Source organism: Bacillus sp. GS3m_15504, assembly GCF_055825275.1.
On sequence record NZ_JBVVNL010000003.1, the window covers coordinates 153,896 to 168,073 of the forward strand.

Here is a 14,178-nt window from a genome sequence, read left to right on the forward strand (position 1 = left end):
GCGCATTTTTTATTATAAAGTTCCCTTTACTTGTTCTAATCCACTTTGAGTAACTTTAAACGAAACTTCCGTTAAAGCTAATTGCTCTTCTAAGTTACTCTTTTTATACCATTTTAGACGACTCGGTTCTGCATGATACACTTTAATAACATCTCCATACTCAAATGGAGTGCCATTTACTTGTTCAGCAAAATTCTTTGAAGTCTCTTGCCCTTCTGCTGTTACATGTTTTTTCTCTTTTCCATCTCTATCATAAATCGTAAGACCTATATATTGTTCATTTACAAAACGATAATGAATCGTATCATTTGTAAATGTTGCATGTAATTTCTTTTCGTCATGATTTAATGTAACAATCGAACGTGTTACATTGGACACACCTTGATAGACTATACTATCGCCATAGATTACTTCCAATGGTACTTCCGTTACTTTCTTATTTCCGAAACGATCTTTCGTTTCTACCTTTACTTTTTGTTCACCGAGTTTTGTTGTATCTGGATTTTCTACAAAACCTACTACTTCTCCATCTTTTACTTCAACAAATTGCTTAGCGTCTAACTTTTCAGCATTCGTTCCGATTACTACTTGTTGCGGTACTGCCGTTACTTCTTGTTGAGCTTCCATTCTCTCAAAACCTTTTTCGGTTACTTTAAATAATAATTCTTGTTCTGCTTCTCCCTTACCTTGATCGATAAATTTATTACTTTGATACCAATTCAAGCGATTTGATTCTGCGTGATATACTTTTACAATATCACCGTATTCAAAGTCTAATCCATTAATCGCTTTCGCAAACTCTTCCGTGTTTTCGACACCTTTTACAGTCGCTTTCTTTTTCTCTTTTCCATTTGGATCTAATAATGTAAATCCAAAGTATGTTTCTTCTTTGAAATTGCCATGCACTTTATTATGTTGATCTGTAGCACTGAACTTCTTCGCATCATGTTGCAATGTTACAACCGATTTAATATTACCGGCACCTGTGTACTCAAGTCCTTTAAATACAAGACTGTCTCCATACGCTACTTCTACTGGAACTTCCGTCACTTTCTTATTTCCAAAACGATCTTTCGTTTCTACTTTTACTGTTTGTTTACCGATTTTTGTTGTATCTGGATTTTCTACAAAACCTACTACTTCTCCATTTTTCACTTGAACAAAGTCTTTTGCTTCTAGTTTTTCAGCATCTGTTCCGATTACTACTTTTTGTGGTACTGCTTCTACTTCTTGTTGAGCTTCCATTCTCTCAAAGCCCTTTTCGGTCACCTTAAAGATTAATTCTTTTTCTACTTCCGCCTTACCCTGACCGATAAAATCATTATTTTGGTACCAATTAAAACGATTCGATTCTGCGTGATATACTTTAACAACGTCACCATACGCAAACTCTAAGCCATTAATCTTTTTTGCAAATTCTTCTGCATTTTCAACACCTTTTACAGTTACTTTCTTTTTCTCTTTTCCATTTGAATCTAGTAATGCGAACTCAAAATACATTTCTTCTTTAAAATAATGGTGCACTTGATTTGAGTCAGCCGTTGCACTAAACCTTTTCTGATTATGTTGCAGCGTTACAATGGATTTAATATCTGTATTATATTTGAGCCCTTTAAATACTAAGCTATCTCCATATGTCACTTCTACTGGAACTTCCGTCACTCTCTTATTTCCAAAGCGATCTTTCGTTTCCACTTTTACTTTTTGTTCACCGATTTTCGTTGTATCCGGTTTTTCTACAAAACCAATCACTTCTCCACCTTTTACTTGAACAAAGTTTTTCGCTTCTAAGTTTTCAGCGTCTGTTCCGATCACTACTTTTTGTGGTACTGCTTCTACTTCTTGTATACCATCTATTCGTTCATATCCTTGTGGAGTAATCTTAAACAATTTTTCCTCTTTACGCTTAGCATCACCTTGGTCTACAAGTTTATTACTTTGATACCAATCAAAACGACTTGGTTCTGCATGATACACTTTCATAATATCGCCATATTGAAGTTCAACACCTTCAAATTGTAAAGCGATTTTTTTAGAATTTTCTTGCCCTTCTATAGAAATATTTTTCTTTTCATTTCCATCCTTATCATATAAGGTAATTCCTACATACTTTTCATTTTTAAAGCGATCGTGGAACTCATTTCCAATAAAAGAAACATTAATTTTCTTTTCATCATGAAGGAGCGTTATAACAGAATTCACCTCATTACCGTAACCTTTAAATACCATAGTATCTCCATACAGACTGTTAACTGGAACAGAAATAAAGTTTTTCTGTCCTTTCTCATCCTCAATTTCTACTAATACCGCTCTTTTTCCAGCTTCTAGATTCGGCCAAATAATTCTACCCGTTACTTTTACATTCTCACCTAAATTTTGAACAAGGCTACTTGCTAAATTTTCATCAAAATTCGCACCAACGATGAGATTTTGCACCACATTAGACGCTTCACCATAAGGAAGCCCGCCGTATGGTTCCACTTGCTTTTCATGAATACTATTACTATCTGTTGCTTTCCATATTTCCTTTTCTAATTTAGGTAAATTTAAATTTCCAATTTTTTCTCTAACCTCATCATTTGGACTTAATCCCCATTTCTCAAAAAACGGCACTAAGTTTTGTTTAGCCACTTTTGATGCCATATAAATAAACATTTGCTTTTTATCTTCATCTGAAGCAGGCATTTCAGATTCTGGCAACAAACGATACATTTGATGTAAATTAGGGTAAAAATGCTCTCCATAAACTAAATCAAGTTGCCAAAACATAACTAGTTTCTCAAATTCATCCATCAATTTTTGAGCATCAGGATTCCCTAAATAAGAAAAGGCTTTTTCATATTTCCCCTCTTCTACTAGCCTTGACTTATTCCCTAGCATTCTTTGAACAGACAACGAGTATATGTTTACAGTAACTTCACCTATTCCTGACCAAAACCAAGGAGCTTGTTGATGTAAGTGCCCCACTTCGTGCCACGGCCCCCAGCCATCTTCTTTTAATCTCTCTATATTTAAAACTCTATCCATTGTCTCTGGAATATAACCAGTATGATAATTAGTAGCAAACATCCAATCACCTTTATCCGGTTTTCTCTTTTCAACAAATTGAATATAGTGGTTTGGAGCTTTGGCCACCCCTAAACCATCTTCAAATAATCCTGCTACAGAATTTTCAAAACGAATAATCTTATCATGCAGCTTCATTAACTCTACTGGATCCGTCTCTCTCATATAGTTTTTCACTGCTTCAGGGCTTGCAGTAATTAAACTTCTCTCACCCTTCAATTCAACTGCATAAGGATTTTTATACTTCTTTAACATTGCATCCCAATCTTTTTGCGTGTGTTTCCCTAAGACAAATAAGGGGAAATGGCTTCCTCCATGAATAACCGAAGCCGTTACTTCACCATCATTATTCATATTATAAAAGTACAATATTCCACCTCTTGAAGATAAAATATTATTTTCTCCAGGCTTTAACTCAAATTCTTCAAACCCTTTTTCATCATATGACTTCGTTCCTATGAATGCCTTAATGGACTGTGTTCCTTTTATTTCAATTTTGATTTCTTCATTTGGAGCTGCATAAATTCCAGTTGGTTCATTCGCTGAAAGTACATAACGTACTTTTAATCGTTTTTGCTCTTCTTCAATACTACCTTTCCCAGGCAAATGAAATGTTCGCTGCTCTTCTAAACGATTCTCTTTACTTTCTTCCAACTTCCCGCCCTTATTCTCTTCCAAAGGTGCGGCATATCCTTTCGATGCTTCGAAAGCTACTGGTGATAATAATGTAGATATACATATACCAGCTACTAATACCCTACTCGTCTTTTTCTTCGACATAATCTGTGTCCCCTGTTCCTTTATTTAGAGAAACTATCCTATATATTCATTTAATAAGTAATCCTATTATTTTTATAAAAACATGTGATGAATAGACTAACACTTCGCGCACCTGTATCTATTACTATCTCATTCCTCTCTATTGGTGATGAGTTCTCTTCCTACAAAAAGAGAATAGTAAAAGATATTTTTAGTCTTGTCATCTATACATCTAAAAATATGAATAACAATAGGATCTTACATTTTATTCATATATGACCATCTATAGGCAGTTTTTCCAACTGAATTTTACACGCTTTCTACTTTGTTTGATAGCCTTCACAATACGAATAATATTACAATTTTGTGAATATAATCCATTAATTATAACGTTCGAATTTTATTATATTAATGATATTGCAAAATAATTAATTACCTCTTACTTAAAATCCCGCATAACAAAAAGCTCATAAAACAAAATGTTTTATGAACTTTTCTATTACATAAGGTTTAAACACTTCTTTAAACTGTCTTTCCCTGTATTCCTTCTGTTCTTTCAAAACCTTTTTCCGTAATTTTAAAGAATACATCATTCACACCATATGTTGTATCGATTAATGTATTGTTTTTATATACTTTAAAGCGATCAAACTCTGCTTGATACACTTTTACTACATCACCATACTCAAATGACATGCCATTAAATTGTTCCGCAAATGCCTTTGTATTTTCCATGCCTTCTAAGATCATTTGCTTCTTCTCTTTTCCATCTTTACCGAATACAGCAAGACCCATATATTGTTCATTCTTAAATTGAGTATGAACTGGACCTTCTGAACCTATTGTACTTAACTTTTTATCTTCATGATTTAACGTGATAATCGACTTAACATTCGTTCCACCATACCATGTACCGAAGAACATAATGCTATCTCCGTAAATCACTTCTACAGGTACTTCTGTCACTTTTTTATTTCCAAAACGGTCTTTCGTTTCTACTTTTACTTTTTGTTCACCGATTTTCGTTGTATTCAGCTTTTCTACAAATCCTACTACTTCTCCGTCTTTCACTTGAACAAAGTCTTTTGCATTTAATTTTTCAGCGTCTGTTCCGATGACTACTTTTTGCGGTACTGCCGTTACTTCTTGTTGAGCTTCCACTCTCTCGAAACCTTGCTCTGTCACTTTAAAGACCACCTCATGAACACCATACTGCGTATCCACTAGTTCGTTCTTTTTGTACACTTTAAATCTATCAAATTCTCTTTGATATACTTTCACTACATCTCCGTATTCAAATGTCATTCCATTGAATTGTTCTGCAAATACTTTCGTATTCTCAGATGCTTTTACAGACAAAGCTTTTTTCTCTTTTCCATCTTTATCATATACAGTCATTCCCATATATTTCTCATCTGCAAATGCAGTATGCATTTTACCTGCTGAATCTGTTACGCTAAATTTCTTTTCTTCATGATTTAACGTTACAATCGATTTAATGTTTGTTCCACCATACCATGTACCGAAGAACATAATACTATCTCCATAAATCACTTCTACAGGAACTTCTGTCACCGCTTTATTTCCTAAACGATCTTTCGTTTCTACTTTTACTTTTTGTTCGCCGATTTTTGTTGTAGTTGGTTTTTCTACAAATCCAATTACTTCTCCGTCTTTCACTTGAACAAAGTCTTTCGCTTCTAATTTTTCAACATCTGTTCCAATTACTACTTTTTGCGGTACTGCCGTTACTTCTTGTAAACCATCAATTAATTCATATCCTTGCGGGGTAATTTTAAATAGTTTTTCCTTTTTCTTTTTAGCTTCCCCTTGGTCTACACGTTTATTGTCATCATACCATTCTAAATAACCTGGCTGGATATGATATACCTTAACGATATCTCCATACTCGAACGACGTTCCATCTAACTCTTTCACGAAATTCTTTAGTCCCTCATGTCCTTCGGCTGAAACATTCTTCTTTTCATTTCCGTTTGCATCATAGATCGTAACACCTACATATTTTTTATCTCGATAACTATGATTCAATATATTTCTTACTAATGTCATATTGAATTTCTTATCTTCATGACGTAACGTTAACACACCGTTAGTATTCCAATATGTTTTAAATGCCATACTATCCCCATACACAACGTTAACTGGTACAGGAATTGCATTTACATTTCCTTCTGCATCCACAATTTCTACATTCACAGTTTGTTTTCCATTTTCTTGTTTAGGCCATACTATTTTCCCTGTCGTTTTTACATTTGCCCCTAGATTCTTTACAAGTTCACTTGCCTTTTTCTCATCAAATTCTGTACCTATTAAAATATCTGGTACTGTATTAACTGCTTCCCCATAAGGAACTTTGTATGCTTCCACTTGTTTTTCACGAATCGGATTACTATCTCTCGATAACCATATTTCATTTTTCGGTTCAGGTAATTGTAGTTTATTTACTTTTTCTATCGTATCCGGTTCTGCATGTAATCCCCATTTCGCAAAGTAAGAAATTAAATTTTGTCCCGATGCTTTTGAAGCCATGTATATGAACATCTGCTTTTTCTCTCTACTCGAAATAACCTCTTCAGTATCTAACATAGAATATTCTGTATCAGATAGCACTCGATACATTTGATGTAGCTTCGGATAGAACTGATCCCCATAGATTAAATGTAACTGCCAAAACATAATAAGTGGATCTGCTTTATCAAAATTCTTTTGGTCATCTGGTTGGTTCAAATAAGCAAATGCCTCTTCATAACGCCCATCTACTTCCATTCGCGATTTATTTCCAAAGGCCAACTGAACAGCTAAGCTATAAATGTTAACAGTCGTCTCACCCATTCCCTCGGATAACCAAGGTACCTGCTGATGTATGTGTCCTACTTCATGCCATGGTCCCCAACCATCTTTTGTGAATTTTTCAATATCTAGCACAAATTCTATTGAATCTTCTGCGTATCCTGTAAGGTAATTATTCGCATACATAAAAGGGCTAGTTGGATATTTTGCTTCAATAAATTGAATATAATGTTTCCCTGAATTCGCAACTCCAATGCCATCTTCCGATAATCCAGATAATGCATTTTCAATCCGAATTGCTTCATCATGTTTTTTCATTAACTCTGTTGGATCCGTTTTTTTCATATTTTTTTCTACTTTTTCATAACTTGTAGTTATTAAACTTCTATCACCCTTTAATTCTATTGCGTAAGGGTTTTTATATTTTTCTAGCATTGCATCCCAATCTTTTTTCGTATGTTTCCCTAGTATAAATAGAGGAAAATGAGTACCTCCACTTGTAACAGTCGCTGTAACTTCCCCGGTATTATTCATATTATAAAAGTATAAAATACCGCCGCTGGGCGAAGAAATAATATTTTTACCAGGATTCAAGTCGAACTCTTTTGGCCCTTCCTTGTCATAAGCTCGCGTCCCTATAAACGCTTTAATAGATTGGCTTCCCTTTATTTCAACTACAATTTCTTCATCTGGTTTCGCATAAATCCCAGTTGGTTCATTAGGTGAAAAGGCAAATTGCATCTTTAAACGATCTCTGTTTTCTTCTACACTACCTTTCCCCGGCAACTGAAATACTCTCTGCTCAAATTTATTCTCTTTAACCTCTTCTAAATTTCCGCCCTTATTCTCTTCCAAAGGTGCGGCATATCCTTTCGATGCTTCAAAAGCTACTGGTGATAATAATGTAGATATACATATACCAGCTGCTAATACCCTACTCGTCTTTTTCTTCGACATAATCTGTGTCCCCTGTTCCTTTATTTAGAGAAACTATCCTATATATTCATTTAATAAGTAATCCTATTATCTTTATAAAAACATTTAATGAGTAGACTAACACTTCGCGCACTCGTATCAATTACTACCGCATTTCCCCCTATGTATTCGCTTTCTTACATTGTAAAATTTTTATGTAATATGCCCTCCTCACTTCTCTCTATTTGTGATGAGTTCTCTTCGTACATAAAAAGAGAATAGTAAAAGATATCATTTAGTATTGTCATCTATACATCTGAAAATAAAAATAGTAATAGAAACTTACATTTTCTTCATATATGACCATCTATAGGTAGTTTTTCCAACTGAATTGTACACGCTTTACACTTCGTTTGATAGACTTTTCAATTAGAATAATGTTACAATTTCGTGAATTTAATCTATTAATCGTAACGTTAAGATTTATTATATTTTGTTATTTTCAAATAGTTTTTCTACTATTAGAACAGTATTTTATATAGCGAATAATTATTTCAACATAACTTTAAAGTTCATATATAAAAAGCATTGGTTAACACCAATGCTTTCATCCTTACCTTTTATATTGATTCGGTTTATGCGGTTCGTTTGGAGTATGTGGTTTATTATTATCATGACCATTTCCTTTTTTCCAACTCACTGATAACTCCGGACTTGTTTCTTCTTCACTACGCTCAAGTAATACAACTGCATTTTGAATTGTTGGTGTACCTTTATGTGCAATCCCTTGTAGCTTCGTTAATTTCCCTATTACTTTAAAGCTAAAACCACCAGCTGGTGTTTGTTTCGGAATTAAAATGCGGAACTTTTCTCCTACATTAAATTCTGTTTTTGTTTCGCCTTTTTCATTTACAAATTTCGCTCCTGCTGGTGCACCTGTTGCTTGCACTTTATACGTTCCACTTTTCGCATTTGTTTCTACTGTATATAAGCCTGTTTCAAAGAAATCATTTTTCAATACCGCTTCTTGTTCTTCTGTAGGAGTTACACTCATCGTAATTTCTTGTAATTCTTCACTAGCGCTTGCTTTTGCAACGATATCTTTCGTTACCTTTTCTACATTTTTATTACGGAAATCTAAATCATTAATATCGATTTGTTTTAACGCATTCCATACTGCAAGCTGCGTTGCATAATGAGCTTCTCTCCAATCAGAAACACCTAATTCTTGCGGGCTCTTTTGTGGATATCCATTCAATAATACACGGTATACGTTAATATCCACTTTCCCCATTTCCGGTAAATCTTGACCACTTGGAGATTTTAAATCTACATTTAAACAAAAAGCAATTTTGCCATCTGCCGTTTTAATAAGCTCTGTTCGGATTGGTTTCTTCTTAGACTTACTATAACTCCAATCCATTTGATACTTTGTATGGTCCATAACTTCTGCAAATGCTTTTTGAAGTGGGAATAACACAAATAAAATACTTAAAAACATAGCTAAAAGTTTGAACGATTGCTTTATATTCATGTTCACAGCCCCTTATAACAAACTTAATACTAAGTAGTATTTAATTAGAAACTATTTTTATGCACAAAAAAAGAGTGCTTTTACGCACTCTTCTTTCTTACTTTAATTTTAGAAATCAAAGTTATCAGGATCTGGACCAACGCGGTGATTTTGGTTTAACGCATCGATTTTTTCCATATCTTCTTTCGTTAATTCAAAGTTAAATACATCAGCATTTGCAATGATGCGGTGTTCTTTCGTTGATTTTGGAATTGTAATTACTCCATTTTGAAGATCCCAACGTAAAATAACTTGCGCTGTTGTTTTACCATGTTTCTCAGCAATCTCTTGTAATGTTTCGTTATCTAATAATTGACCTTGCATTAATGGTGACCATGCTTCCATTTGAATACCTTGTTCTTTACAGAAAGCTTGTAATTCTTTTTGTGTCAAACGAGGGTGGTATTCTACTTGGTTAATCATTGGTTTAATTTCTGCATCTTTCATTACATCTTGTAAGTGATGGATTTGGAAGTTACTTACACCAATTGCACGTACGCGCTTTTCTTTATAAAGTGTTTCTAACGCTCTCCACGTATCTTTATATTTTCCTTCTGAAGGCCAGTGAACAAGATATAGATCTAAATAATCTAGTCCTAATTTTTTTAGACTCTCTTCGTATGCAGCGATTGTTGTTTCATATCCTTGATCTGCGTTCCATACTTTTGAAGTGATGAATAAATCTTCTCTTGCAATGCCAGTTGCTTCGATACCTGCACGGATTCCTTCACCTACAGCTTTTTCATTTCCGTAAATTGCAGCTGTATCAATGCTGCGGTATCCTGCTTTAATTGCTGATTTTACAGCTTCTACAAGTTCTGGTCCTTCTTCTACTTTAAATACACCTAAACCGAACCAAGGCATTTCTACACCGTTATTTAATACTGCTTTACTTTGTAAGTTTTTCATTTTATTTTCTCTCCTTTTATTTTACTTGATCTCTTTTTTCTAATGTCATGCTCCACGCTGTTAAAATAACAGCGGCTACTACCATAAGGCCGCCTACCCAAGCAGTATGGATTAATCCTAACGAATTCGTTACAAGGCCACCTATATAAGAACCTAAAGCGATTCCTCCGTTAAATGCGGCAATATTAATTGCTGAAGCAACATCCACCGCACTCGGAACAAAGCGCTCTGCCAATATAACTACATATACTTGTAGCCCCGGAACATTCATAAATGCGAATAGTCCCATGAAAATAATTGTGATTAATCCAGCTACCTTAAATGGCGCTGTAAATGTTAAAACAAATAATATAATCGCTTGAATTAAGAACATGTAAAATAGCGCTCGAATCGGATTATGATTCGATAATTTTCCGCCAACCATATTCCCTATCGCAATGGCAATTCCATACACTAATAAAATGATCGTAACCGTACTTGCTTCAAATCCTGTTACTTCTTGTAATAGTGGTGATAAATACGTAAATGTTACGAATGTACCGCCATATCCAAGTGCAGTAATAATGAAGACAAGTAATAGTCTTCCATTTTTAATTAATTTAAATTGATCACGAAACGATACAGGTACACCATTTTTTAAATTAGATGGGACTAGTATGCTGTTTGCGATAAAAGCAATAATTCCAATTACGACAATCGCCATAAATGACGCTCTCCAGCCAAATTGTTGACCGATAAACGTTCCAATTGGCACACCTGTAATAGTCGCAACTGTTAATCCAGTAAACATAATCGCAATGGCGCTAGCACGTTTATTCTCTGGGACGATTGCGGCCGCAATTGTAGATCCTATCGACATAAACACACCATGTGCAAACGCAGATACAATCCTTGCGATAATTAATATAGTGAAACTTGTTGCTACTGCCGCGATCCCATTACCAATAATGAAAATAACCATAATCCACATTAATAATGTCTTTCTCGACATACTAGCCGTTAACGCTGTTAAAACAGGAGCTCCTACTGCCGCACCTAATGCATATAAGGAAACAGTTAAACCAGCTGTTGTAACCGAAACATTTAAATCTTTTGAAATAGATGGTAATAAACCGACACTAATAAACTCGGTCGTCCCAATTCCAAATGCACTAATTGCTAGTGCTAATAAAGCAAACATACTTCGTCGATTCGTCTGAACTTCCGAAGATGGTACTGTATATGAACTCAATTGAATTCCTCCTTATTACAAGAAATCCAATCATAATAGTGCGATAAAAAGGCCTCTTTATCTTCTAAAAAATATATTTAATCTCTACAAATGCTATTATGAATGGTTTCATTCTTTTTTTGAAGAACGCACTTTAAAGTACGATAGGCACCAAAAAGTAACATAGTCACTTTTCAGTACCGTACTACTCATTTGCCTCTTACATGTGCTATTATGAAACATATTTAACATGATAAAAAGTACGTACTTTAAAGTGCTATAGGTACTAAAAAGTAACATTTGTATGACTTAGCTTACTTTACTCAAAAAAGGAGGGCTTTATATGAAGAAATACAATATTCCTGTAGAGGCGACTTTAGAAGTTATCGGCGGAAAATGGAAGGTTGTTATCCTTTGTCACTTAACGAAAGGTACAAAGAGAACGAGTGAATTAAAACGCTCAATGCCTGGTATTACACAAAAAATGTTAACACAGCAATTACGTGAATTAGAAGACGACGGCGTTATTCAAAGAAAAGTATACAACCAAGTCCCGCCAAAAGTAGAATATTCTCTTACTGATTACGGTTGGTCTTTAGAATCCATTCTTGATTCTCTTTGTTCTTGGGGCGAATGCCACCTTGAAAAAGAAGGTAAGACATCGATGCTAATTGCGGAAGGTGAATAATAGGAAAAAGGAAAAAACGAACATGAATTTGTTCATTTTTTCCTTTTTTTCTTATTATATATGTACATTTCTAACTGAAACAAAATATTTTATACGCTTTCATACCTTGTCAGTACTACGTTATACGCTCGATATCAAATAATTAGGAATCATTTTTATGTTAACATACGTGTATATAGTATATAATATAGGATATATATTATATACACTTTCCGGTAACGGAGCTTTTCCATTATGCGGACAAGCCATATATCGGACAGTTCATAAATAATAAGTAAGACGTTATGGTTTTAGATTTATGTTTGCAACTTAGTTGCTGTCATAAATTTAAAGGCATTTTATTGTGTTTTGTGAAACTTTGTATAAAGTTTCGTAACCGTTTACTATCTTACTTATCAAAAATAAGAGTATTGCTATCGTAAAGGAGAATTGGAGATGCCAGAAACTATGACTCAAACAAAGCCAGAACAAGAAACTGTACAAATTTCTGCTAGCCAAGGACAACTTGATGTACTTGATCAGTTGTTAAAACCTGAGGTACAAGAATCATTAACAACACTAGTAGAACAGCTTCCAAAATTAACTGAGCTTGTTAACATTTTAACTAAGTCTTATGACTTCGCTCAAACTGTTGCTACTGATGAAGTATTAAAAAGCGACACTGTTGGTGCAATCACAGAGCTTGTAGAACCTGTAAAAGATACAGTGAAAAGCATGGCTGCTACTGCGATCGAAGCGAAAGATCGTGCTGACGAAAGCAACGAAGTTATCGGCCTATTCGGTCTGTTAAAATTACTAAAAGATCCACAAGCACAAAAAATGTTCCGCTTTGTGAACGCATATCTTCAAATTAGTGCAGAACGTAACAATAAATAAGTTAACTTATAACAACAATTAGTAAAGACGGGGGATATCATACTATGTCAAAACAAATTGTCATCTTAGGCGCTGGTTATGGCGGTCTTCTTGCCGCTTTAAACGTACGTAAATATTACAGCAAATCAGAAGCACAAGTTACAGTGATTAACCAATACCCAACACACCAAATTATCACTGAACTACACCGCCTTGCAGCTGGTAACGTGTCTGAGCAAGCAGTTGCAATGCCACTTACAAAGCTTTTCAAAGGTAAAGATATCGATCTTAAAATCGCAACAGTTGAGTCATTCTCAGTTGATAGCAAAGAAATCAAATTAGCTGGCGGCACTACTTTATCTTACGATGCACTTGTAGTTGCTTTAGGAAGTAAAACTGCTTACTTCGGTATTCCAGGACTAGAAGAAAACAGCATGGTATTAAAATCTGCTGCTGATGCAAACAAAATCTACAAACACGTTGAAGACCGTATTCGTGAATATGCGAAAACGAAAAACGAAGCTGATGCTACAATCGTAATCGGTGGTGGCGGATTAACTGGCGTTGAGCTAGTTGGTGAGCTTGCTGACATTATGCCTAAACTTGCAAAAAGCCACGGCGTAAATCCAAAAGAAGTGAAACTTCTTCTTGTTGAAGCAGGTCCAAAAATCCTTCCAGTATTACCAGACCACTTAATCGAACGTGCAACTACTAGCCTAGAAGCACGCGGCGTTACATTCTTAACTGGTCTTCCTGTAACAAACGTTGCTGGCAATGAAATCGACTTAAAAGACGGTCAAAAACTTGTTGCTAACACATTCGTTTGGACGGGCGGCGTTCAAGGTAACCCACTAATCGGTGAATCAGGTCTTGAAGTAAACCGTGGTCGTGCAACAGTTGATGCATACCTACAATCTACTTCTCATAAAAACGTATTCGTTGCTGGAGACAGCGCTGTTGTCTTCGCTCCAGACGGACGTCCATACCCACCAACTGCACAAATCGCTTGGCAAATGGGTGAGTTAATTGGATACAACTTATATGCTGCACTAGAAGGCAAAGCATTCGAAGAGTTCGCACCTGTAAACTCTGGAACACTTGCTAGTCTAGGCCGTAAAGATGCTGTTGCTACAATCGGAGCAAGCAATACTCCACTTAAAGGTTTACCAGCATCATTAATGAAAGAAGCAAGTAACGTTCGTTACTTATCACACATTAAAGGTCTATTCAGCTTAGCTTACTAATCTGAATATAAGCCCGAATCATGCCCTGCATGGTTCGGGCTATTTTTATCCGAAATTTTCTCTAACTTATTTATTCGGCAAAAAAATTATATACCCTTTAAATTTATCTGAATATACTGACTCTTTATAATGAAAGCTGTCCCGTTCG

8 protein-coding genes are annotated in these 14,178 nt (G+C 35.0%); 3 read left to right on the forward strand and 5 right to left on the reverse strand.

Annotated elements, in window-relative coordinates; translation table 11 throughout:
* Nucleotides 1–12 precede the first annotated feature (12 nt).
* The 5 genes from AC0L0O_RS22835 to AC0L0O_RS22855 form a co-directional block, all read right to left on the reverse strand.
* The gene (locus AC0L0O_RS22835; RefSeq protein WP_001982868.1) at nucleotides 13–3,846 is read right to left on the reverse strand and encodes a putative mucin/carbohydrate-binding domain-containing protein; all 3,834 of its coding nucleotides are present in this window, start codon (nucleotides 3,844–3,846) and stop codon (nucleotides 13–15) included.
* A gap of 501 nt (nucleotides 3,847–4,347) precedes the next feature.
* Nucleotides 4,348–7,593 (reverse strand): M60 family metallopeptidase, encoded by a 3,246-nt coding sequence (locus AC0L0O_RS22840; protein ID WP_473786144.1) that lies wholly within the window; start codon nucleotides 7,591–7,593, stop codon nucleotides 4,348–4,350.
* Nucleotides 7,594–8,164: 571 nt separating this feature from the next.
* Complete coding sequence (locus AC0L0O_RS22845; RefSeq protein WP_001022520.1) at nucleotides 8,165–9,085, reverse strand: thioester domain-containing protein; 921 nt, start codon at nucleotides 9,083–9,085, stop codon at nucleotides 8,165–8,167.
* A 108-nt stretch (nucleotides 9,086–9,193) separates the two neighbouring features.
* Nucleotides 9,194–10,033: an aldo/keto reductase gene (locus AC0L0O_RS22850; protein WP_000793531.1), complete on the reverse strand. Its 840-nt coding sequence runs from the start codon at nucleotides 10,031–10,033 to the stop codon at nucleotides 9,194–9,196.
* Nucleotides 10,034–10,049: 16 nt separating this feature from the next.
* Entirely contained in the window at nucleotides 10,050–11,213 is a 1,164-nt protein-coding gene (locus AC0L0O_RS22855) for an MFS transporter (protein ID WP_002037401.1), read from the reverse strand.
* A gap of 373 nt (nucleotides 11,214–11,586) precedes the next feature.
* Here AC0L0O_RS22855 and AC0L0O_RS22860 point away from each other — a divergent pair, with 373 nt between their 5' ends.
* From AC0L0O_RS22860 to AC0L0O_RS22870, 3 genes are all read left to right on the forward strand, one after another.
* A complete protein-coding gene (locus tag AC0L0O_RS22860; RefSeq protein WP_000760480.1) occupies nucleotides 11,587–11,931 on the forward strand; it encodes a winged helix-turn-helix transcriptional regulator in 345 nt (114 codons plus the stop codon).
* Nucleotides 11,932–12,366: 435 nt separating this feature from the next.
* Nucleotides 12,367–12,807, forward strand: coding sequence for a DUF1641 domain-containing protein (locus tag AC0L0O_RS22865; RefSeq protein ID WP_001115309.1), 441 nt, complete (start codon nucleotides 12,367–12,369; stop codon nucleotides 12,805–12,807).
* 44 nt (nucleotides 12,808–12,851) lie between these two features.
* Entirely contained in the window at nucleotides 12,852–14,030 is a 1,179-nt protein-coding gene (locus tag AC0L0O_RS22870; RefSeq protein ID WP_000043204.1) for an NAD(P)/FAD-dependent oxidoreductase, read from the forward strand.
* Nucleotides 14,031–14,178 lie beyond the last annotated feature (148 nt).

What these genes read in the sequence shown, in the direction of transcription:
- AC0L0O_RS22850 (WP_000793531.1), bottom strand. Translation starts at nt 10,033, where the DNA reads ATGAAAAACTTACAAAGTAAAGCAGTATTAAATAACGGTGTAGAAATG.
- AC0L0O_RS22865 (WP_001115309.1), top strand. Translation starts at nt 12,367, where the DNA reads ATGCCAGAAACTATGACTCAAACAAAGCCAGAACAAGAAACTGTACAA.
- AC0L0O_RS22845 (WP_001022520.1), bottom strand. Translation starts at nt 9,085, where the DNA reads ATGAATATAAAGCAATCGTTCAAACTTTTAGCTATGTTTTTAAGTATT.
- AC0L0O_RS22860 (WP_000760480.1), top strand. Translation starts at nt 11,587, where the DNA reads ATGAAGAAATACAATATTCCTGTAGAGGCGACTTTAGAAGTTATCGGC.
- AC0L0O_RS22870 (WP_000043204.1), top strand. Translation starts at nt 12,852, where the DNA reads ATGTCAAAACAAATTGTCATCTTAGGCGCTGGTTATGGCGGTCTTCTT.
- AC0L0O_RS22840 (WP_473786144.1), bottom strand. Translation starts at nt 7,593, where the DNA reads ATGTCGAAGAAAAAGACGAGTAGGGTATTAGCAGCTGGTATATGTATA.
- AC0L0O_RS22855 (WP_002037401.1), bottom strand. Translation starts at nt 11,213, where the DNA reads ATGTTTGCTTTATTAGCACTAGCAATTAGTGCATTTGGAATTGGGACG.
- AC0L0O_RS22835 (WP_001982868.1), bottom strand. Translation starts at nt 3,846, where the DNA reads ATGTCGAAGAAAAAGACGAGTAGGGTATTAGTAGCTGGTATATGTATA.